This is a genomic window from Winogradskyella arenosi (assembly GCF_003337305.1).
Classification (GTDB): Bacteria; Bacteroidota; Bacteroidia; order Flavobacteriales; family Flavobacteriaceae; genus Winogradskyella; species Winogradskyella arenosi.
This window is the reverse complement of sequence record NZ_QPJO01000001.1, coordinates 356,787-377,882: the sequence shown is the minus strand read 5'-3', so window position 1 is coordinate 377,882 and position 21,096 is coordinate 356,787. Positions and strand designations below refer to the sequence as shown.

Below are 21,096 nucleotides of genomic sequence, written 5' to 3'. Positions count from 1 at the left end.
TTTGAAATTAGTTAATAATTGACTTTTACTTAATCTTCTAAAATAGATCTTGAATCTATGACAGGCACTTCAACCAAATGAAACTGATCTACACCATCTTCATCTTTTCCTTGGTAAAATTTAAAGAGATAGGTTTCGTTGCCCGTAACATTGAAATCAAAACTCACAGTAACCGATTCTGGTTCTTCAACACAGGCATCACTAAGGTAGACGTTGTTTTCTATTGCAACAGTTCTTTCATTGCCTTCAATACTGTAATAAAAGTCTCTAAATAAATAACAAGAACTCGGTTGTGTGTAAGTCATTGCAATCTCATAGGTTTCACCATAAATAAAATATTCTGGAACTTCAACAGATTCAATAGGCATAAACTCAACGGAATATTGGGTATTATCGTCGTCCTCAATACTACACGAGGTGAGTGTTGCTATAAAAACTAAAAATAGAAAGGCGTATTTTTTCATATATAATCATCATCAATTACACTAGGTAGATGAGAGAAAGTAAAAAGGGTTGCGTCTATAAACAAAAAAAATCCTGAGATTATCAGGATTTTTTTCATTCAATTTATTACTTCGCTTCGTTAATTAACGTTCGCACTTTTTCTTCAAGTTCATCCATTAAATCCGGATTGTCCTTAATGATCATTTTAACGGCATCACGTCCTTGTCCAAGTTTGGTATCACCATAGCTAAACCAAGAGCCACTTTTCTTAACAATATCGTGTTCTACAGCTAGGTCTAAGACTTCACCCACTTTAGAGACCCCTTGGCCGTACATAATATCGAACTCCGCAAGTCTAAATGGTGGTGCAACTTTGTTTTTTACCACTTTTACACGGGTTTTGTTACCCATTACGTTACCATCACTATCTTTAATTTGCGTTGAGCGTCTAATATCTAAACGTACAGAAGCATAGAATTTTAAGGCATTACCACCAGTTGTAGTTTCTGGGTTACCGAACATCACTCCAATTTTTTCACGTAATTGGTTAATGAAAATTACGGTACAGTTTGTTTTGCTAATAGAAGAGGTTAATTTTCTAAGCGCTTGTGACATCAAACGTGCATGTAAGCCCATTTTAGAGTCTCCCATTTCACCTTCAATCTCACTTTTAGGTGTTAGAGCTGCAACAGAATCGACAACAACAATGTCAATTGCCCCTGATCGAATAAGATTATCAGCAATTTCTAAAGCTTGCTCTCCGTTATCGGGTTGAGATATAATTAGATTATCAATATCAACGTTTAGTTTTTCAGCATAAAAACGGTCAAAAGCATGCTCAGCATCAATAAATGCAGCGATACCACCAGCTTTCTGAGCCTCTGCAATAGCGTGAAGTGTTAAGGTTGTTTTACCTGATGATTCTGGACCATATATTTCAATGACACGTCCTCTTGGATAACCACCAACGCCTAAGGCGATGTCTAACCCTAATGATCCAGAAGATATGGCATCTACATCTACCACAGCTTGATCGCTCATTTTCATTACTGTTCCTTTTCCGTAAGCTTTATCTAACTTGTCTAAAGTTAATTTTAGAGCTTTTAATTTGGCATCTTTTTCGCTACTCATATTTCTTTTTTCTAGAATTCTTCATTTAATAATTATTCAAAAATACCACTTATTTTAATTAATAACATTCCTCGTTTCAAATTACTACAAATGCAAGGGGTCATTTTTTTAATTTTAAATTGTTGTGCTTAATAATTTTAAAAATAATTGCGATAAAATAAAAAAGCCAGAACACAATGAAGGTTATGGCTTTAAGTTTTATACCGTTTTTCCTAATAAAAAGATTAAACCGTTAAGCTGGTATGTTATTAAAATAAACCGATGTAAGAGGCATCCGTGGTTCCGGTTTGTAAGGTTGCCCCGGTTGTAAATCCATCTGCACTTGTAGAACTTGGATCGAAAATGTAAACTTTTCCTTCACCTCCTAAAGAGGCTAATGCCATATATAGTTTTCCATCAATAACACTTGCCCATTGATATTGACGTAACCAAAGATCTAAAGGTACATTCATAGTTACAGCTGTTTTGTTGTATACATCTATACGTACAACATCCCAGTTAGAACTTGCGCTATCGCCTTCATCTGTATTTAAAACAGGAACATATCCAATACCATTGCCAACGTAAAACCATCCTGTATTGGCCTCTGCATTATGACCTAAAAGTGCTTTAATATCAAATTTACCATAAGCTTCGTCATAAGCTCCATTACTAATTTTCATTATAGAAGCATCTCCAGAAGTAACTAGTTGGTACGTATCTCCATTTTCATCTTTATGTGCCACTGGAGTTCTGTAACCGTTGGTAGATCCTTGGGCCAATGTTGATGTAATTGAAGTTTCATTATCTAAAGAAGGATAATCAACCACTAAAGTTTCTACATGATCATAAAGCATATCGCCAACCTCACCGGTTAAAGCGTTATAGAATCTTTTTGCAACACCATAGTATAATTTACCATCTGTAATTACTGGAGCATCGATACGGAAAGTGTAAATTCCGGCGTTAGATTCTGTTTCATTGTATGGGTATTCAAAAGAATTGTTTTCTACAACGGTCATTGAACTTAAGTCTACACGGGCCAAAGTTATGGTAGCTGTAGTTTTAATGTATGGAGACGTTTCATCCTCTGGGTCTTCATAGATATTTTCTGTTGTAACGTTATGAAGCATAGCGTAGTTGTCATCAATTTTAGTCCAACGTGGGTAAGCTGTACCCATAACTGCTTGTATGTCTGTTGTTAAAAGTAAATTATAGGTTTGGCCACTAACGTAGTCGTATTTTGCAATATCACCACCACCGTAGTTTAAATTGTATACGGTTTCACCATCATTTGAAGTGTATAATCTAGCGGTACGTGTCGAGGGAATTTCTTGGCCATAACCATTAAAAGTAAAGGTTTTATTGGGATCATTTAGTTCTTCAACAGTGGCACCTTGCACATAAGTTTCAGATTCTCCCGTTGGACTAGAACCAATAACTAAGTGATAAGGTCTGTAGTCTGAAGTTTCTGAGGACGTTGCACTAGCTGTGTCGTCTTCACTACAAGAAAAAGTATTTAAAGATAAGGCTGATAAACAAGCGATACTTAAAATGGATCTGAAATTAAAAGTCATAATGTATTGGGTTGAATGATTATAAAATTGAAAAAGTTAGTTTTCCGTAAAAGCCTCTTCCTGGTTTTTGAAGGGCATAATTGTCGAATAATTGATTGTCTAAAATATTTTTAACATCGAAACTTAGCGAGACTTTATTTTTTGGGAAGGTGTAAGCAAAGCCGGCATCAAATGAAACCTGACTTGGGATTACCGTTTTCCCAGAACCTCCTAAAACGCTACTTCCTCTAAAAAATTCGTGTACATAGAGTAGGTTGGTGTAGGTGCTGAATCTTGAGCCTTTCTGAATAAAATTTTGCGTTTCATACTTCGCATTATAATTCATCGTAAAATAAGGCGTATTGGCTAGTCTCTCATAAGTAGGTGTTATGGGATTTCCATCAACGTCGTAGGTTACATTGTAATCTCGGGCGTTAAAAAAGGAGGTGTTAGCACTAAAAAATAAGGCGTCATTGTAATTATAACTCAAGGTGAAATCAAAACCTTCAGTATAGATTTTTCCAACATTAGAATTTTCAAAAAACTCTTCGTTACTGCCTGTTGGGAGTTGCATAATTAAATCTTCAGTATCTCTAATAAAGACATTAGATGAAATACCAAAACTGTGTTTTTTAAAGCGAATATTGTCGTAACTAAACCCTAGATTATAGTTGTTGCTATGCTCGGGTTTTAGATTTATAGAGGCATTTAAATTATCGGCAACGTTTCCAAAAACTTCATCGGCATCTGGTAAGCGAAGGGCTTTTTCTGCCGATCCAAATACGGTAAGCTGTGGAGTAATGGAGTAGGATATGGAGCCTCCAAACCCAAGATCGTGAGAAGAAATGTTATTTTCATCTATAGAGATAGTGGCCTCCGAGGTATTAGAATCTCGCGTTCTTAATTTAGAGGTTCTATGAAGGTAGTAGGATTTAGCGAAAATAGAGGTTCTTAATTTTTCATCGAAAGCCTTATTTTCAAAAGATAAGGACAGTATAGATTTTAAATATTCTCTTGTTTCTTTGAGTGCATTTTCTGCGGCAGGAAGCATAGGATCATCAGAATCTCGAGAAAACGTATTTAATAGATGATTTAACTGTAACGTATTATTGTCGTTAAGATGATAAGCAAGATTGGTACGTGAGTTAATGGTTTGATCTGTATCTTCCTGTAAGGTGGGGTCCCCAGCTTCTGCTCCTGAGGCCCACACATCGGGGTCGTTATAATAACTGGTTGGGTATCCTAACCAACTGTATTGTGTGGCAATGGTATCTATTGTTTTTCTTTTCAGTCGTGAGTAAGAGGCAAAGGCACTAACATCTAAATTTTTTGCGAGGTTTGTTTTTGCATAATCTAAGCTGAACATTCTAGTGGTCTGCTCTGTAAAACGGTTTCCGTATACAATTTCCATTGTGGCTCCGGTTTGAATCTGGTTGTCCATATTAGAGAGAAGAACAGCACCCAATAATTTGTCGGCCCAAGACACATGGGTGTAACCAAATTCAGCTCTACCTCCTTGAGAGCGGTAGCGGTCATGAAAACGTTTTGCTCTAATATAAACATCGGGTGTGCCTGCGGAAAGTGCCACAGCAACTTGATCTCCCCAAACTTCATAGTCGTTATCCGCATAATTGGTAAAGGCAGATCCTCTAGCGGTAAATCCGTTTTTATTATTTCGGTAGCCTCCGTTAACATCGGCTCTGTAAGTCCCAAAGGATCCCGCGGAAATTGAAGCTTTTAATTCATTCTTTGTAATTCCATTTAAAACCACATTAATGGCGCCACCCATAGCATCATCAGATAAATGCGGTGGAACCACACCTTTATAAACTTCTATTCGTTTAATTAAAGAAGGAGGGATGCTATTTAATGAAAATGAAGGTCCGAAATTTAAAATAGGAACCCCATCAATAAAGACTTTTACAGAGTTTCCCGTCATTCCATTAAGGTTATAATGCACATGAGATCCTAATCCACCAGATTGGCGTACCCTAACACCGGCAGTTTGGTCTAATAATTCATTAACTTGTATTGATTGTATGGCGGCTTCTTTGGTTTCTATAACACTAACGGCAAAGCCCTTTTCTTCAATTTTTTGTTGTTCCGTTTTAGATCTTACAAAAACTTCATCTAAAGCGGCCACTTCTAAAGTTACATTGACTTCCTTGTCCTTAGCATCCAATTGTACGTTTACAGTTTTAGGTAAGTCGTTTACAGAGTAAAAGGTGATGCTATAAGTGCCATAAGGCAGGTTCCTAAAGTTATAAGCGCCGTTAATGTTAGCGTTCGTTTCCTTTTCAATATCCATTCCTTTTAGGGCTATAAAAGTAGCCACAGCAGGTTCGTTAGAATTGTACTTTACTTTTCCATAAAAATTACCTTCTTGTCCAAAGGCCATTAAGCTGGTAAGTAAAAAAAGATAGATAACAGATAGTTTGAATCGGAACACGTGAGAATTTTTGACAAAAATATCCTTATTTATATTTATTCCAAATAAAAATAGTGTTTTTTTAGAATCATAATTCTTGAGTGTAGACTCAGGGTTGAGTAAAGTCTAGGTTCTTGTTTTTAAAGGGGTATTATGGAATTAATAGGGTCTAATTTTATTTTTAAGATTTGTTATTGAAAGACAAATATCTGTTGATAAAGAAGATGAAGGGAGACCTATAGATTAAAATGAAACTTTATTTTTTTCAATTTTAGTACGCAACCCTTTTACAATTTTTACATCTACTAAATGAAAAAGGAAAAAATTGCTATGATTATCTTAATGTTGAAAGGTCGAAATGTTAGCGTCTTCTTTTCAACGCGCCTGAAAAATTAGGTGTTTCAATTGCTGTTGAAGCCTCAGCGATTGTGAAGCCGGTATAGATTAATTTTTTTAGTTTTAAGTTAGTAAGTTAATCTTAAAAGCACTCTGACAAAATCGGAGTGCTTTTTTTATGCTTCTATAAGTTGTTTTCGTTAAAAGTGATACCTTTGCAGCTTATAATTATTTATTCTTTAACCTTAAAAATTAGTATAGCATGCAACTGTACAATAACTTAAGTGCTAAAGAAAGAGCTGAACTTATTGAACAAGCGGGAAAAGAACGCTTAACCATCTCTTTCTACAAGTACGCCAAAATTAACAACACTGAAATTTTTAGAAACCATCTATTTATAGCTTGGGACGCTTTAGACGTTTTAGGCCGAATTTATGTCGCCACCGAAGGGATTAACGCACAACTTTCTGTACCTGCTGAAAATTTTAACGCCTTTAAAGCACATTTAGATACCATTTCATTTTTAGAAAATGTAAGATTAAACATTGCTATTGAGCATGATAATTTTGCCTTTTTAAAGTTGAAAGTAAAAGTGCGTAAAAAGATTGTTGCTGATGGTTTAAACGATCAATCCTTCGATGTCACTAATAAAGGTGTACATGTTAATGCTGAAAAGTTTAATGAACTTATAGAAGACCCTAATACGGTCTTGGTGGATATGCGTAACCACTACGAAAGTGAAATAGGACATTTTAAAAATGCCATCACTCCAGATGTAGATACCTTTAGAGAATCTTTAGATTTAATTGAAGAAGACCTAAGAGCGCATAAAGAAGATAAGAAATTAGTGATGTATTGTACCGGTGGAATTCGATGTGAAAAAGCCAGTGCTTATTATAAACACAAAGGGTTTAAAAACGTATTTCAGCTAGAAGGTGGTATTATCAATTACGTAAGACAGATTGAAGCCCAAGGCTTAGAAAATAAATTTTTAGGTAAAAACTTTGTTTTCGATCAACGTCGATCAGAACGTATTAGTGATGATGTTATTGCGCATTGTCACCAATGTGGAGAGCCTGCAGATTTACATACCAACTGTGCTAATGAAGCCTGTCATTTATTGTTTATTCAATGTGATTCTTGTAAAGAAAAGATGGAAAACTGCTGTTCTACAAACTGTATGGAGATAAACCGATTGCCGCACGAAGAGCAAAAAGCGCTGCGTAAAGGTCAAGGCAATAGTAATGATATATTCAAAAAAGGAAGAGCTGACCATTTGCCTTATAAAAAAGATTTAAGAAACATTTTTGAGACTTTAAGAACCGATAAAGTCTAAAGAACCTCAAGTTTTATAAACGGATTAGCCTGCATAACAAAACCGTTATGTGGGCTTTTTTTATCTGAAATAGTACGGCGCGTTAGGTTCTAAAATTTTGAAAACTACTGAAGCTTATTTGTGGCTAAAATCCTTCATAGTTTTATACAAAAAGAACATTGTATTTAAAAAAATAGTGCTCGTAAAGTCTTACAAACCCCTCTCGTTATGCATTAACAAACGAGACTTTAGTTAACTCAGGAAATAATCTTATCTTTACTCATTAATTATTTACGAATCCGCTATCTAATCGTATTGAGATTAGATTTAATATATAAATTTTATGGCTTGTAACAGTTGCTCAACTGGTAAAGATGGCCAACCAAAAGGATGCAAAAACAACGGAACTTGTGGCACGGATAGCTGCAATAAATTGACGGTTTTTGATTGGTTAGCTAATATGTCACTTCCTAACGGACAACAGCCTTTTATTGGGGTTGAGGTGCGTTTTAAAAATGGCAGAAAACAATATTATAAAAATACAGAAAATCTTACATTAAGCATTGGCGATATCGTGGCCACCCAAGCAAAATCGGGACATGATATTGGTATGGTCACCCTAACAGGGGAGTTGGTACGCATACAAATGAAACGTAAGAAAGTGAGAATTGACGACTCTGAAAACGTTCTAAAAATATACCGAAAGGCCAGCCAAAAAGATATTGATATTTGGTCTGAAGCGAGAGATCGTGAGGAGCCTATGAAAGTAAAGGCCCGTCAGTTCGCTATAGATCTTAACCTTAAAATGAAAATCTCTGATATCGAATTCCAAGGAGATGCGAGTAAGGCAACATTTTATTATACAGCAGAAGAACGCGTTGATTTTAGAGAACTAATCAAGGTTTTTGCACGTGAGTTTAGAACGCGTATAGAAATGAAACAAGTTGGTTTTAGACAAGAAGCCGCAAGGCTTGGTGGTATTGGTTCTTGTGGTAGAGAGCTGTGCTGTTCTACGTGGTTAACCGATTTTAGATCGGTAAGCACTTCTGCGGCACGTTACCAACAATTATCCTTAAATCCTTTAAAATTAGCAGGGCAATGTGGGAAACTAAAATGTTGTCTTAATTACGAGTTAGACGCCTATTTAGATGCGCTTAAGGCTTTTCCTAAAAATGATGTGAAGCTGTACACGGAGAAAGGAACCGCCGTATGCCAGAAAACGGATATTTTTAAAGGCTTAATGTGGTATGCTTATGAAGGCGAATGGATGAATTGGCATATCATCACCACGCAACAAGCCAATGAAATAATAGAGAAAAATAAGAAAAGAGAAAAAGTTGCGAGTTTAGAAATGTATGCGGTTGATCATATTCAAGACACTAAAACGGAATTTGAGAACGTTGTAGGTCAAGATAGTTTAACACGTTTCGATAATCCAAAATCGAAAAAGAAACGTAAAAACAATAGGAATAACCGAAATAACAATAAAAATAAATCCCGTAACCGAAACCGTAATCAAAATTCTAATGCAAAGTCAAAGCCAAATGCTAAGAAAAATTAGTGGCCTAATTCTTATCGTCCTTTGTTGTTTTTTTAGTGTGAGTTGTGACTCTAATGCGGTGTTTGACACCTATAAATCGGTGCCTAAAGAATGGCATAAAGATTCTATAGCGCGTTTTGAGTTTACGGCTCCAGATACCACTAAAAATTACAATCTTTTTGTAAACCTTAGAAATACGGATGCTTATAAGTTTAGCAATTTGTTCTTAATTGTAGAGCTCAATTATCCGCATGGTAAAACCGTAGCAGATACCTTAGAGTATAAAATGGCGGCGCCTAACGGTGAACTTTTAGGTACCGGATTTTCAGATATAAAAGAAAATAAACTTTGGTTTAGAGGGTATAAAACACCTTTCAAATTTAACGAAGAGGGGAATTACACGGTGAATATTCAGCATGCCATGAGAAAAAATGGTACGGTCAATGGTGTAGAGCGTTTAAAGGGAATTACAGATATAGGTTTTAGAGTAGAAAAAGCTCAAAAAGAGTAAATATGGCAAAAAAGAAAACAGTGAAATCTCCTAAAGGAACAGAAGATTTTTCAAAATATGTACGTTGGTTTTGGATTCTATTTTTAAGTGGAATTGCCTCAGTAGTACTATTATTTTTATTCGCATCATGGGGCGCACTTGGTGAAATGCCCGACCATACCAAATTAGAGAATCCTGAAACGAATCTGGCAACAGAAATTATCTCTTCAGATGATAAAACTTTAGGGAAGTTCTATTTCAACGATAATAGAACCCCTGTTGGTTTCGAAGATTTGCCACAAAATATTGTAGACGCCCTTATTTCTACGGAAGATGTACGTTATTTCGGCCACTCTGGTATTGATGCGCGTGGTACGCTACGTGCTATTTTTAAACTAGGTAGCGGTGGCGGTGCCAGTACTATTTCTCAACAATTAGCTAAAAATCTGTTCACTAAACAAGTCTCTAGAAATATCATAGAACGCTTGTCTCAGAAAGTAAGAGAATGGATTATTGCCATCCGTTTAGAACGTCAGTATACCAAAGAAGAAATTATAGCCCAGTATCTTAATATTGTCGATTTTAATAATAATGCCGATGGCATCCGTAGTGCTGCGCGTATTTATTTTGCCAAAGAACCTAAGGACTTAGATATTAAGGAATCTGCAATGATCGTAGGTATGTTAAAGAACCCTTCACTCTACAATCCAAGATCTCATAAAAATCCTATAGGAACTCGAAATCGAAGAAATGTGGTATTGGCGCAAATGGCCAAATACGGAAAACTATCTGAGGAAGTCAAAGATTCACTTCAGGAAACCGAATTAGATCTTAATTATTCGCCAGAGTCGCACCGTGAAGGGATAGCCACTTATTTTAGAGAATACCTAAGAGGTTTTATGAAAGATTGGGCTAAAGATGAAGCCAATAGAAAACCTGACGGGAGTAAATATGATTTATATACCGATGGTCTTAAAATTTATACAACTATTGACTCGCGGATGCAAAAATATGCTGAAGAGGCCGTTGGCCAACATATGCCAAGGTTACAAGCCGAATTTGATAACCAAAACACACCCGAACGAAATAAAACAGCACCATTTTTAGACCTGAGTAAATCTGAGGTCGATAAATTATTGAACGATGCCATGAAACGAGGGGAACGTTGGAGAATTTTAAGAAATCAGGGGAAATCTGAAAAGGAAATTCGTGCATCTTTCCATGAACCTACAGAAATGCGCGTGTTTAAATGGGTTAATGGAGAAGCTAGTGAAGTAGATACCATAATGAAACCTATCGATTCTATGCGTTATTATAAATCTTTTTTACGCCCAGGTATGATGTCTATGGATCCGCTTACAGGACACGTAAAAGCTTGGGTTGGAGGTATGAATTATAAGCATTTTCAGTACGATATGGTGAAGCAAGGTAAACGTCAGGTAGGATCTACCTTTAAGCCTTTTGTTTATGCGACCGCTATAGATCAGTTGCAATTATCACCTTGCGATTACTTTCCAAGAACGCAAATTACCATTGCTGCTAATAAATTTGGAAATCCAGAACCTTGGACTACAAAAAACTCTGATGGTAACTATTCAGGAGAACAAACCCTTAAAGACGCCTTAGCAAGTTCTACCAATACAGTTACAGCAAGACTTATGAATGAAATTGGCCCTCAGCCTGTTGTTGAGATGGCTAAGAAATTAGGAGTAGAGCAAGACATTCTTCCGGTTCCAGCGATTGCTTTAGGAACTCCAGATATTAGCGTTTATGAAATGGTAGCCGCCTATTCTACCTTTGCCAATAAAGGGGTTTACAACAAGCCTGTTATGGTCACCCGTATTGAAGATAAGAACGGAACAATATTATACCAATTTGCACCAGAAAGTAAAGATGTCTTAAGTGAAGAAGTTGCTTATGTTACTGTAAATCTTATGGAAGGGGTTACCCAAGCAGGTTCTGGTAGACGTTTAAGACATGATTCAGAATGGTTAAAGAAATCGGCTATGTATAAGGAAGTAATGACCGGATACCCCTATAAATTAACCAATCCAATTGCAGGAAAAACCGGAACAACCCAAAATCAAAGTGATGGTTGGTTTATGGGAATGGTTCCTAATTTAGTCACAGGAGTTTGGGTTGGTGCAGAAGATAGAGCAGCACACTTTAGAAGTATTACCTATGGACAAGGTGCTACTATGGCCCTTCCTATATGGGGACTTTATATGAAAGCTTGTTATGCCGATAAAACTTTAAATGTTTCTACCGCAGATTTTGAAAAACCTGTAGATCTTTCTATCAATATTGATTGTGAAGCTGTAGATGAAGGGGATCTCGTTGGTGATGATAATTCAGACGATGAGGTCGATTTTGATTTCTAGACGTTTAAGCGCTACACCCATTTTTTATAGTTTTAATTATTAATTTGAGGCTGATTTTTGTATTTTTCAGAAGCAAAAATTTGTACTGATGATTAATAAAAAAGTAGACACTATTTCTGAAGCCTTAAATGGGGTCCGTAATGATATGACTTTTATGTTTGGTGGTTTTGGCCTTTCTGGGATTCCAGAAAATGCCATTGCTCAACTTGTAAAACTAAATGTAAAAGGTCTAACCTGTATCTCTAATAATGCAGGGGTGGATGATTTTGGTTTGGGCTTGTTGTTACAACAAAAGCAGATCAAAAAAATGATCTCTTCTTATGTTGGCGAAAACGATGAGTTTGAACGCCAAATGTTATCGGGAGAATTAGATGTTGAATTAATTCCACAAGGCACCTTAGCCGAACGTTGTAGAGCGGCACAAGCCGGATTTCCAGCAATATTTACACCTGCAGGTTACGGCACAGAAGTTGCCGAAGGTAAAGAAGTACGAGAATTTGACGGTAAAATGTATGTCTTAGAACATGCGTTTAAGGCAGATTTTGCCTTTATCAAAGCATGGAAAGGTGATGCGGCCGGAAATCTTATCTTTAAAGGTACCGCCAGAAATTTTAATCCTAATATGTGTGGTGCGGCTAAAGTTACCGTTGTAGAGGTGGAAGAATTAGTTCCTGTGGGCAGCTTAGATCCTAATCAAATTCATATTCCAGGAATATTTGTACAACGTATTTTTCAAGGAACCAATTATGAAAAACGTATAGAACAACGCACCGTAAGACCAAAACCAGAGGTTTAAAAGGGGTATAAGCTCTAAACAAAGAGCGCGTATAAAGTTGTAATAGTAATAAAATAGACGCCTGCCTTGGCGGGAAAGACTCAATAATATGTTAGACAAAAACGGAATCGCAAAGCGTATAGCAAAAGAAGTTAAAGACGGGTATTACGTAAACTTAGGAATTGGTATTCCTACACTCGTTGCAAATTTTGTGAGAGATGATATTGAAGTAGAATTTCAAAGCGAAAATGGCGTACTTGGCATGGGACCTTTTCCGTTTGAAGGGGAAGAAGATGCAGATATCATTAATGCCGGAAAGCAAACCATTACCACCTTACCAGGAGCTTCTTTTTTCGATTCTGCAACCAGTTTTGCTATGATTAGAGGTCAACATGTAGACTTAACCATTCTTGGCGCTATGGAAGTCTCAGAACAAGGCGATATTGCCAATTGGAAAATTCCAGGTAAAATGGTTAAAGGTATGGGAGGTGCCATGGATTTAGTGGCCAGTGCCGAAAATATTATTGTAGCCATGATGCACACTAACAGAGCAGGGGCATCTAAATTATTAAAGTCCTGCTCCTTGCCATTAACAGGTGTGGGCTGCGTTAAAACAATTGTGACTAATATGGCTGTTTTAGAAGTGACGCCTAAGGGATTTCAATTGTTAGAGCGTGCGCCAGGGGTTTCTGTTGAAGCTATCCAAGCGGCTACGGAAGGAACCTTAATTGTAGAAGGTGATATTCCTGAAATGCAACTATAGAACGAAAAGAATAAGGTATAAAGGCTGCTAATTTTAGCAGCTTTTTTTATATCTAAACTTTAAGCAATTTTCTTTAAATGTTAAAGTTTTATGCTATTTATCGATTTATAATGTATTTAGACTGACTTATTGAAAAAATGTGTCATATTGCAGTACCTAAACAGATTAAATTAAATCCTACTAAGTGTCATAAACTAGATTTCCTTTTTGCCCCAAACCTATATTGAAATACCGCTTATGAAACCTACATCAAATCTACCAGAACCTACTTTAATGGAAAGTCAAGATTTTTCATTAATGGAAAACACTTTCGAGTTTGTCTCAAAAGTATTTAAATTAACTAAAAAAGTATTCATGCTATAAGCCTTTAGGAATAGCATGAATTAACTTTTTAGTATAAGCTTTTTTCGGAGCGGCATAAATCTCATCCGCATCTCCAATTTCTTCAATTTTACCTTTATTCATAACTAATAACTGATCGGCCATATATTTGACAACGGCTAAATCGTGCGAAATAAAGATATAGGTAAATCCAAATTGTGTTTTTAAAGTATTTAAGAGGTTTAAAACCTGAGCTTGAACCGAAATGTCTAAAGCAGACACCGATTCGTCACAAATAATAAGCTGAGGTTCTAAAGCAATCGTTCTTGCAATTCCTACACGCTGACGTTGTCCTCCAGAGAATTCATGCGGATAACGGTCAAAAGCATCAGCATCAAGCCCTACTTTTTCTAATAAGCTTAAAACTTTTTCCTTTCGGTCTTTAGAAGAACGGCCAATACCGTGAACCTTCATGGGTTCTAAAATTGCATTTCCTACTGTAAGTCTTGGGTTTAAGGATGCAAAAGGATCTTGAAAAATGATCTGTATGTCTTTTCGCATTTTGCGCATTTCCGAAGTGCTCAACTGGGTTATATCTTGGTCTTTATAACGTATTTGCCCATAGCTCGCCTTATCTAATTGTAAAATGGCATTTCCTAAAGTCGATTTCCCACAACCCGATTCGCCAACCAAACCTAAAGTCTCCCCAGGGTAAACTTTAAAGCTCACCCCATCTACGGCATTAAAAGGTTCAGCTTTAGAAAACCATCCGGCCTTAGAAAGATAGGTTTTTGTAACATCAATCACCTCCAATAACGGGGGCTGTTGATATAGGGTTTTATGATGTTCCGCCCGTTCTTCAGAAGATACGATGCGTGTCGCCACCTTCTCATGCATAAAATCTGAAATGGTAGGAAGTTGTTCTAAGCGTACCTCGGTAGATGGTCGTGCGCCAATTAAAGCCTTTGTATAGTTATGTTTTGCTGCTGTAAAAATAGTTTGAGTGCGACCTTGTTCTACAATATCGCCTTTATACATTACCAAAACCCGATCTGCAATTTCAGAAACTAAAGATAAATCATGAGAAATGAATAGAATACTCATTTTAGTTTCCGTTTGTATGGTTTTCAGTAATTCTAATATTTCTTTTTGTACCGTAACATCCAAAGCGGTTGTTGGTTCATCGGCAATGAGCAGTTTAGGTTTACAAGCGATGGCCATAGCAATCATAACACGTTGTTTTTGTCCGCCAGAAATTTCATGAGGATAAGCTTTATAGAGTCGTGATGGATTGGGCAACTTTACCTTATCAAATAGCTGAAGGACTTCCGTTTTTAAAGCGGATGACGATAAATTTGTATGTTGTTTTAAGATTTCTTCAACTTGCTGCCCACAACGCATAGAAGGATTTAAAGAACTCATAGGTTCTTGAAAAATCATGGCAATGTCTTTACCACGTATCTGTTGAAAAGCATTTTCAGGGAGGTTCACGAGATTGCGACCTTCAAAAATAATCTTACCCGAGGTAATTTTTGAGATCGCCTTTGGGAGTAATCCCATAAGGGCTAAAGAGGTGATCGATTTTCCTGATCCTGACTCGCCGACAACGGCAACAATTTCATTTTCATTAATATAAAAGGAGCTGTTGTTAATAATTTGCTTTTCAACCTGCTCTTTATAAAATGAAATATTTAAAGCTTCAACCTGAAGTAAATGTGTATTCTCCATAAGTAAATGTAGTTATTTTCTTCAATACTGCTGTGGTAAAACCGTAAACTTCAAATTATGGCTGTTTTTCATCGAAAACGCCCATTTGTTTTTGTTCTTCTTAACAATATTTTAATAGTTTTAAGAGAATTAAAGCAATTTTAACCCTATAAAATTATCAATTTTTATGAAAAACAATTACTTTATTGCTTTTTGTGTAATTTTAGTAATGTTGGTCGTTCTTCCAACATCTGCACAAACAAAAGCTCAGAAAGAACAGATTATAAGCCGTTATAATCTTGAAGCGCTTCAGGATTTATCCAAACAGTTTGAGGCAAAAACTAAAGTGGAAAAAGCGGTAGCACAGCAAATGGCCATGACTAATGGTTGGCCATTGGTTATCGAAAAAGAGGGCACTTATATGGAACTTCAAAAAGTATCTTCTGAAGGGCGTCCTATATATTACCGCACCTTTAATGTGGCAGCGGCAAAATCGACCAGAGCAGATCATTTAAATTCTGGAGGATCGCTAGGCTTAAGTTTAGACGGTCTTAATATGACAGCCCACGTTTGGGATGGAGGCTTAGCTCGAAGTACGCATCAAGAATACGATGGTGCAGGGGGTAATAATCGCTTTTCAATCGGCGATGGCACTTCTACCTTACATTATCACTCGGCTCATGTTACCGGAACAATTATAGCGTCTGGTGTTGTGGCTAATGCAAAAGGAATGGCTCCAAAAGCCAAAGCGGTAGGTTATGATTGGAATAGTGATACTTCTGAAGCTACCACAGCCGCAGCTAATGGGATGTTAATTTCTAACCACTCTTATGGTTATGCTGCAAGAAATTCTGCAGGACAAGCCCAATTACCAAGTTATTATTTTGGTGGTTATATCACCGATTCTAGAGATTGGGATGAGATTATGTTTAATGCGCCTTACTATTTAATGGTTGTAGCAGCAGGAAATGATGGGGCTGATAACTCAGCAAATAGCGCTCCTTTAGATGGAAATTCGTCTTACGATAAATTGTCGGGACATGCCACGGCAAAAAATAATATCGTTGTGGCCAATGCTAACGATGCTAATATTGATGCCAACGGAAATTTAATTAGTGTTACCATAAATAGCAGTAGTAGTGAAGGTCCTACAGACGATTATAGAATTAAACCTGATATTACTGGAAATGGTACCTCTGTTTATTCTACTTACGAATCTAGTGATACGGCTTACAACAGTATAACTGGAACCTCAATGGCATCACCAAATGTGGCGGGTTCTCTTTTGCTATTACAAGAGCATGCTCAAAATCTCCAAGGAAGTTATCTAAGAGCGGCGACTTTAAAAGGATTGGCCTTGCACACTGCAGATGATGCTGGATCTAACGGACCCGATGCTATTTATGGTTGGGGACTTATGAATACGAAACGTGCTGCGGAAGCCCTGTCTGCTAATGGAGGGGCTTCAAAAATTGAAGAATTAACCTTAAGTAACGGTCAAACTTATCAAATTACTGTAGATGCAGATGGGATAAATGATTTATACGCCTCTATTTCATGGACCGATAGAGCAGGGACAGCCACAACGACCGCCAATAGCAATACAGCCGTTTTAGTTAATGACTTAGATATTAGAGTCACTAAAGGCGGTACTAGCTATTCGCCATGGCGATTAACAGGAGTGACGACCAATGGAACAGGAGATAATACAAAAGATCCTTACGAACGTGTAGAGGTGGCCAATGCTTCGGGAACGTATACCATAACAGTGAGTCATAAAGGTAGCCTTACTGGAGGAAGTCAGAATTTCTCTTTAATAGTTACCGGTTTGTCTAGTGTTCCAATAGTCTGTAATGCAACCACACCAACTGGGCTTTCTATAGATGGTTTTGGTTCTAATTCAGCAAACATATCTTGGGATGCTGTACCAGGCGCGACTTATGAGTTAAGATATCGCGAAGTGGGGACATCGTCATGGGTGACTTCAACGGTGGCTTCAGCGTCTACTTCAATTTCAGCATTATCGCCAGAAATGACGTATGAGGTGCAAGTGAGAAGTCTTTGTGATGATAATACAAGCTCGGCGTATTCTAGTCTTGTAAACTTTACCACCACAGAGGTACAACTTAATTATTGTGCATCTAGCAGTAGTAATGTTAATGATGAATTTATTAGTCGAGTGCAATTAGGAAGTATAGATAATGCAACTTCAGCCCAATTTTATTCAGACTTTACCAATGTGTCTACAGATTTAACTGAAGGTGAAACTTATACCATTACTGTAACACCAACTTGGACAGGTACTTCTTATGCTGAAGGCTATGCCGTATGGATTGATTATAACCACGATGGTGATTTTTCAGATTCAGGAGAACAAGTTTGGTCACAATCGGCCACTCAAACCACTCCGGTTAGTGGTACGTTTACGGTGCCTTCAGGAACCTACTCCGGAGCCACAAGACTACGTGTTTCTATGAGTTATAATGCGGTACCAACAGCTTGTGAGTCCTTTACTTATGGCGAAGTTGAAGATTATACGGTTAACCTCTTGGGGAGTGCACCAGATACAACTGCTCCTGTGTTGAGTTTAATAGGCGCTTCGTCTATAGACTTAGAAGTCGGAGATACTTATAACGAATTGGGAGCTACAGCAACTGACGACCGTGATGGTGATTTAACCGCGAGCATTGTAGTTACAGGTACGGTGAATACTAATACAGCCGGAACCTATACAAAATATTATAATGTGAGTGATGCGGCTGGCAATGCGGCCACTGAACTAACAAGAACAATAATAGTTACTGAGCCGGCTTCTGGTACAGCTTGTACTAATGGGATCGCAACTTTTCCGTATTCAGAAAGCTTTGAAAATACTTTAGGCGCATGGTCTCAGAGTACAAGTGACGATTTTAATTGGACGCTTCAAAGTGGAAGTACAGCCTCTAGTAATACCGGTCCTTCTAGTGCCGATACAGGAAGCTATTATATTTACATGGAAGCATCATCTCCTAATTATGCCACGAAGCGCGCTATTTTAAACTCACCTTGTTTTGATTTAAGTGCAGAGACTGAAGCGACTTTCGCATTTAAATATCATATGTATGGTGCTTCTGAAATGGGAAGTTTAGCCTTAGAATTAAGTCTTGATGATGGAGCCTCTTGGAGCAGCGTTTGGAGTGCTTCTGGAAATCAAGGAAATTCTTGGTTGTCTGCAAGTGTAGACCTATCCGCTTATGTTGGGCAGACCGTTCAACTACGATTTTATGGGGTTACAGGGACCACTTGGCAAGGCGATATGGCGGTAGACGCTGTTAATTTATTAACTGAAGCAGGCTCTGGAGTAACATGTGCTGAGGTCTCTTTAGCCTTAACGTTTGATAATTATCCAGAAGAAACGGCTTGGAGTCTTGTTGATGCATCCGGATCTACAGTAGCCTCTGGAGGAACTTATGGCAGTCAAGCTGATGGTTCTACTATAAATATAGATATGGGCTGTTTAGAAATAGGCTGTTACGATTTTATAATTACCGATGCTTATGGCGATGGTATTTGCTGTTCTTATGGCAACGGTTCTTATACCTTAACCAATATCGATTCTGGAGTAGTTTTAGCGTCTGGTGGCTCTTTTACGAGTTCAGAAACCACAAATTTCTGCCTAGGAAGTGGGAATGCTAATTTTGATATTTCTTCAGTAAGTATAGCTGATAATCCAAACCAATTTTTTAAATTACATCCCAATCCAGTAAATGACATACTCCATATAGAATTGGCAGGTTTTGAAGCACAAACCTACGAAATTCATAATATGCTAGGACAGACCGTTGCTAAAGGTAGATATACCTCTAAGATTGATGTTTCTAAGTTTGATAAGGGTGTCTATATATTACAATTAAACATTGGTGAAAAAACCAAAGTAAAGAGATTTGTTAAGCAGTAATATCTTAATAAATTAGTTAAAGGTGAAAAGTCCAAATTTAAAATTTGGACTTTTTTTATACGTGAATAATTTCGTGTTCCTGAAGCAATTGATCGCCACGCAATCTGAGAAATATTTGGGCCACTGCAATGGTATCCTTTTCGCAGTAAACTACAATACGTTCTATTTCTTTCGTTTTATAATAAACGTCGTAAACTTCACTACCATCAATATCATCCTTTGGAGACGGGATGCCTAAAACATTGGTGAGTAATTTTAAGGAGGTGTAGGTTTTGTAATCGCCAAACTTCCATAGCTCTAAAGTGTCCAGATGCGGAACTTCCCATGGTTTTTTACCAAAGAGATCAAGTTTATTTGGCAATTCAATATGATGAATAATCATACGCCTAGCGATATAGGGAAAATCGAATTCCTTGCCATTATGGGCGCAAAGTAAATACTTTTGCTCTTGGTAATGGGTATTTAATAAGGTCTTAAAATCGTTTAGGATTTTTACTTCATCACCATAAAAGGAGGTAACTCTAAATTGCCTGACTTCGCCCTCCATTTTAATGTAGCCTACAGAAATGCAAACAATTTTACCAAACTCAGCCCATATACCGGCCCGGTCATAAAATTCTTCAGCACTATATTCTTCCTTGCGCTGGTAGCGCGATTTAGCATCCCAAAGGGCCTGTTTGGTAGGGTCTAAATCCGAATAATGTGCGGTCTCTGGTACGGTTTCTATATCTAAAAATAGAATGTTTTCAAGATTGAGTTTACTGATCATAAGCGGTAATTTAAGTCCTTCTATAAACCTCTAAACCAAAGTTTAGGGCTTTAGGGATTTATCATGGCATAAGCTTCATCTATAAAGGTGTAAAAATCGGGTGAGTGGGCATCGCCTTTTGCTTTTGCAACGGTGTGTCCAAGTCTTACTATAATGACATCATCTTCAGGAATTACAATAACATATTGCCCTAAGTGACCACGCATATAAAAAATAGATTTATTATTATGTTCGGCTAACCACCAACCGTATCCGTACATTTTTCCATTTTCAAAACGGGGTTTTACCGATTTGGCGACAAATGTAGAGTCTAGGATTTGTTTTCCGTTCCACTGTCCGTGGTTTTTAAAAAGTTTACCGTAACGTGCAAAATCTTTAGCGTTACTTGCAATACAGCAATAGGCTTTTACTAAATCGTGATCGTCACTATCTACTTGCCATAGGGTTTCGTTTTCTGAGCCTAAAGGTTTCCAAAAGCTTTCTTCAAAATAGTTATAGAGTTTTTTGCCACTGGCTTTTTCAATAACCATAGCGAGCATTTGCGTATCGCCACTAGCATATTTAAAACTTTGGCCAGGTTCAGTTTCCATTTCTAAGCCATTAATAACTTTGGCTAAATCATCATCAAAATAAGCGCGTGTGGTTATAGATAATGGAGAATAGTAGGCCTCATCCCAATTGGTACCAGAACTCATACTAGACAAATCGCCAACCGTCATTTTTGCAGCAAGGCCTTCGCAAAATTCAGGAAGGAAATCGCAAACCGGTTGGTCTAAACTTTTTATATAGCCATCTTGAACCGCTTTTTGCATTAATCCTGACACATAACTCTTGGCCATTGAAAAACTATTGGACTTAGAATCTTCAGTAAAACCATCGTAATAGTTTTCAAACCAAACGCTGTCATTTTTTATAATAACATAAGCGATACTTCCAGAGGACTCGTGGAGCGCGGTAAGGGTTTTCGTTTCTGTAGCGCTGTTATAATCCTGATGTTTTGGCCAAGGCTGTACGTTTGAAGGAGCTGCTATATTTTGGTTATCAAATTTCTGATAGTCTTCTAAATAGGCGGTTTTATGCCCATTCATATAAATGGTGCGTACGGCCTTAAGGAGGTAATCGGTGTCTGTAATGTATAAAGTAGCGACGAGCAGTATTAGGAGTAGGCCTAGAATTTTAAACGTGTTCTTTAAGTATTTCATTAACAATAGTGGTTAGTTAGTG

At 37.2% G+C, this 21,096-nt stretch carries 14 protein-coding genes; 7 read left to right on the top strand and 7 right to left on the bottom strand.

All coding sequences use genetic code 11. From position 1 onward, the window contains the following. Positions 1–29 precede the first annotated feature (29 nt). The 4 genes from DFQ08_RS01535 to DFQ08_RS01520 form a co-directional block, all read right to left on the bottom strand. A complete protein-coding gene (locus DFQ08_RS01535; RefSeq protein ID WP_114308033.1) occupies positions 30–464 on the bottom strand; it encodes a lipoprotein in 435 nt (144 codons plus the stop codon). A gap of 106 nt (positions 465–570) precedes the next feature. Continuing rightward, complete coding sequence (gene recA / locus DFQ08_RS01530) at positions 571–1,575, bottom strand: recombinase RecA (RefSeq protein ID WP_114308032.1); 1,005 nt, start codon at positions 1,573–1,575, stop codon at positions 571–573. Positions 1,576–1,823: 248 nt separating this feature from the next. After that, positions 1,824–3,131: a hypothetical protein gene (locus DFQ08_RS01525; protein WP_114308031.1), complete on the bottom strand. Its 1,308-nt coding sequence runs from the start codon at positions 3,129–3,131 to the stop codon at positions 1,824–1,826. 19 nt (positions 3,132–3,150) lie between these two features. After that, positions 3,151–5,508, bottom strand: a complete 2,358-nt coding sequence (locus DFQ08_RS01520; RefSeq protein ID WP_114308030.1) for a TonB-dependent receptor — start codon at positions 5,506–5,508, stop codon at positions 3,151–3,153. A gap of 628 nt (positions 5,509–6,136) precedes the next feature. Here DFQ08_RS01520 and trhO point away from each other — a divergent pair. The 6 genes from trhO to DFQ08_RS01490 all read left to right on the top strand — a co-directional run bounded on the left by trhO (position 6,137) and on the right by DFQ08_RS01490 (position 13,138). Next, a complete protein-coding gene (gene trhO / locus DFQ08_RS01515) occupies positions 6,137–7,210 on the top strand; it encodes an oxygen-dependent tRNA uridine(34) hydroxylase TrhO (RefSeq protein WP_114308029.1) in 1,074 nt (357 codons plus the stop codon). Positions 7,211–7,532: 322 nt separating this feature from the next. Further along, on the top strand, positions 7,533–8,750 hold the full coding sequence (locus tag DFQ08_RS01510) for a PSP1 domain-containing protein (RefSeq protein WP_114308028.1): 1,218 nt from the start codon (positions 7,533–7,535) through the stop codon (positions 8,748–8,750). Continuing rightward, entirely contained in the window at positions 8,734–9,240 is a 507-nt protein-coding gene (locus DFQ08_RS01505) for a gliding motility lipoprotein GldH (RefSeq protein WP_114308027.1), read from the top strand. The genes DFQ08_RS01510 and DFQ08_RS01505 overlap by 17 nt, the downstream gene beginning before the upstream one ends. Positions 9,241–9,242: 2 nt before the next feature. Then, a complete protein-coding gene (locus DFQ08_RS01500) occupies positions 9,243–11,600 on the top strand; it encodes a penicillin-binding protein 1A (protein ID WP_114308026.1) in 2,358 nt (785 codons plus the stop codon). A gap of 88 nt (positions 11,601–11,688) precedes the next feature. Beyond that, positions 11,689–12,396, top strand: a complete 708-nt coding sequence (locus DFQ08_RS01495; protein WP_114308025.1) for a CoA transferase subunit A — start codon at positions 11,689–11,691, stop codon at positions 12,394–12,396. Between the two features lie 88 nt (positions 12,397–12,484). Further along, positions 12,485–13,138, top strand: coding sequence for a CoA transferase subunit B (locus DFQ08_RS01490; protein WP_114308024.1), 654 nt, complete (start codon positions 12,485–12,487; stop codon positions 13,136–13,138). A gap of 357 nt (positions 13,139–13,495) precedes the next feature. Here the strand turns inward: DFQ08_RS01490 and DFQ08_RS01485 are convergent, their stop codons facing one another. Beyond that, positions 13,496–15,187, bottom strand: a complete 1,692-nt coding sequence (locus DFQ08_RS01485) for an ABC transporter ATP-binding protein (protein WP_114308023.1) — start codon at positions 15,185–15,187, stop codon at positions 13,496–13,498. Between the two features lie 166 nt (positions 15,188–15,353). Here DFQ08_RS01485 and DFQ08_RS01480 point away from each other — a divergent pair, with 166 nt between their 5' ends. Further along, positions 15,354–19,103 carry a S8 family serine peptidase gene (locus DFQ08_RS01480; protein WP_114308022.1) on the top strand — a complete coding sequence of 1,250 codons (3,750 nt, stop codon included), beginning with the start codon at positions 15,354–15,356 and terminating at the stop codon, positions 19,101–19,103. 55 nt (positions 19,104–19,158) lie between these two features. On the opposite strand, the gene DFQ08_RS01475 is transcribed toward DFQ08_RS01480, so the two are convergent. Further along, positions 19,159–19,872, bottom strand: a complete 714-nt coding sequence (locus DFQ08_RS01475) for a 3'-5' exonuclease (RefSeq protein WP_114308021.1) — start codon at positions 19,870–19,872, stop codon at positions 19,159–19,161. A gap of 50 nt (positions 19,873–19,922) precedes the next feature. Beyond that, complete coding sequence (locus DFQ08_RS01470; protein WP_114308020.1) at positions 19,923–21,074, bottom strand: serine hydrolase domain-containing protein; 1,152 nt, start codon at positions 21,072–21,074, stop codon at positions 19,923–19,925. Between the last annotated feature and the right edge of the window lie 22 nt (positions 21,075–21,096).

What these genes read in the sequence shown, in the direction of transcription:
- DFQ08_RS01535 (WP_114308033.1), bottom strand. Translation starts at nt 464, where the DNA reads ATGAAAAAATACGCCTTTCTATTTTTAGTTTTTATAGCAACACTCACC.
- recA (WP_114308032.1), bottom strand. Translation starts at nt 1,575, where the DNA reads ATGAGTAGCGAAAAAGATGCCAAATTAAAAGCTCTAAAATTAACTTTA.
- DFQ08_RS01525 (WP_114308031.1), bottom strand. Translation starts at nt 3,131, where the DNA reads ATGACTTTTAATTTCAGATCCATTTTAAGTATCGCTTGTTTATCAGCC.
- DFQ08_RS01520 (WP_114308030.1), bottom strand. Translation starts at nt 5,508, where the DNA reads ATGGCCTTTGGACAAGAAGGTAATTTTTATGGAAAAGTAAAGTACAAT.
- trhO (WP_114308029.1), top strand. Translation starts at nt 6,137, where the DNA reads ATGCAACTGTACAATAACTTAAGTGCTAAAGAAAGAGCTGAACTTATT.
- DFQ08_RS01510 (WP_114308028.1), top strand. Translation starts at nt 7,533, where the DNA reads ATGGCTTGTAACAGTTGCTCAACTGGTAAAGATGGCCAACCAAAAGGA.
- DFQ08_RS01505 (WP_114308027.1), top strand. Translation starts at nt 8,734, where the DNA reads ATGCTAAGAAAAATTAGTGGCCTAATTCTTATCGTCCTTTGTTGTTTT.
- DFQ08_RS01500 (WP_114308026.1), top strand. Translation starts at nt 9,243, where the DNA reads ATGGCAAAAAAGAAAACAGTGAAATCTCCTAAAGGAACAGAAGATTTT.
- DFQ08_RS01495 (WP_114308025.1), top strand. Translation starts at nt 11,689, where the DNA reads ATGATTAATAAAAAAGTAGACACTATTTCTGAAGCCTTAAATGGGGTC.
- DFQ08_RS01490 (WP_114308024.1), top strand. Translation starts at nt 12,485, where the DNA reads ATGTTAGACAAAAACGGAATCGCAAAGCGTATAGCAAAAGAAGTTAAA.
- DFQ08_RS01485 (WP_114308023.1), bottom strand. Translation starts at nt 15,187, where the DNA reads ATGGAGAATACACATTTACTTCAGGTTGAAGCTTTAAATATTTCATTT.
- DFQ08_RS01480 (WP_114308022.1), top strand. Translation starts at nt 15,354, where the DNA reads ATGAAAAACAATTACTTTATTGCTTTTTGTGTAATTTTAGTAATGTTG.
- DFQ08_RS01475 (WP_114308021.1), bottom strand. Translation starts at nt 19,872, where the DNA reads ATGATCAGTAAACTCAATCTTGAAAACATTCTATTTTTAGATATAGAA.
- DFQ08_RS01470 (WP_114308020.1), bottom strand. Translation starts at nt 21,074, where the DNA reads ATGAAATACTTAAAGAACACGTTTAAAATTCTAGGCCTACTCCTAATA.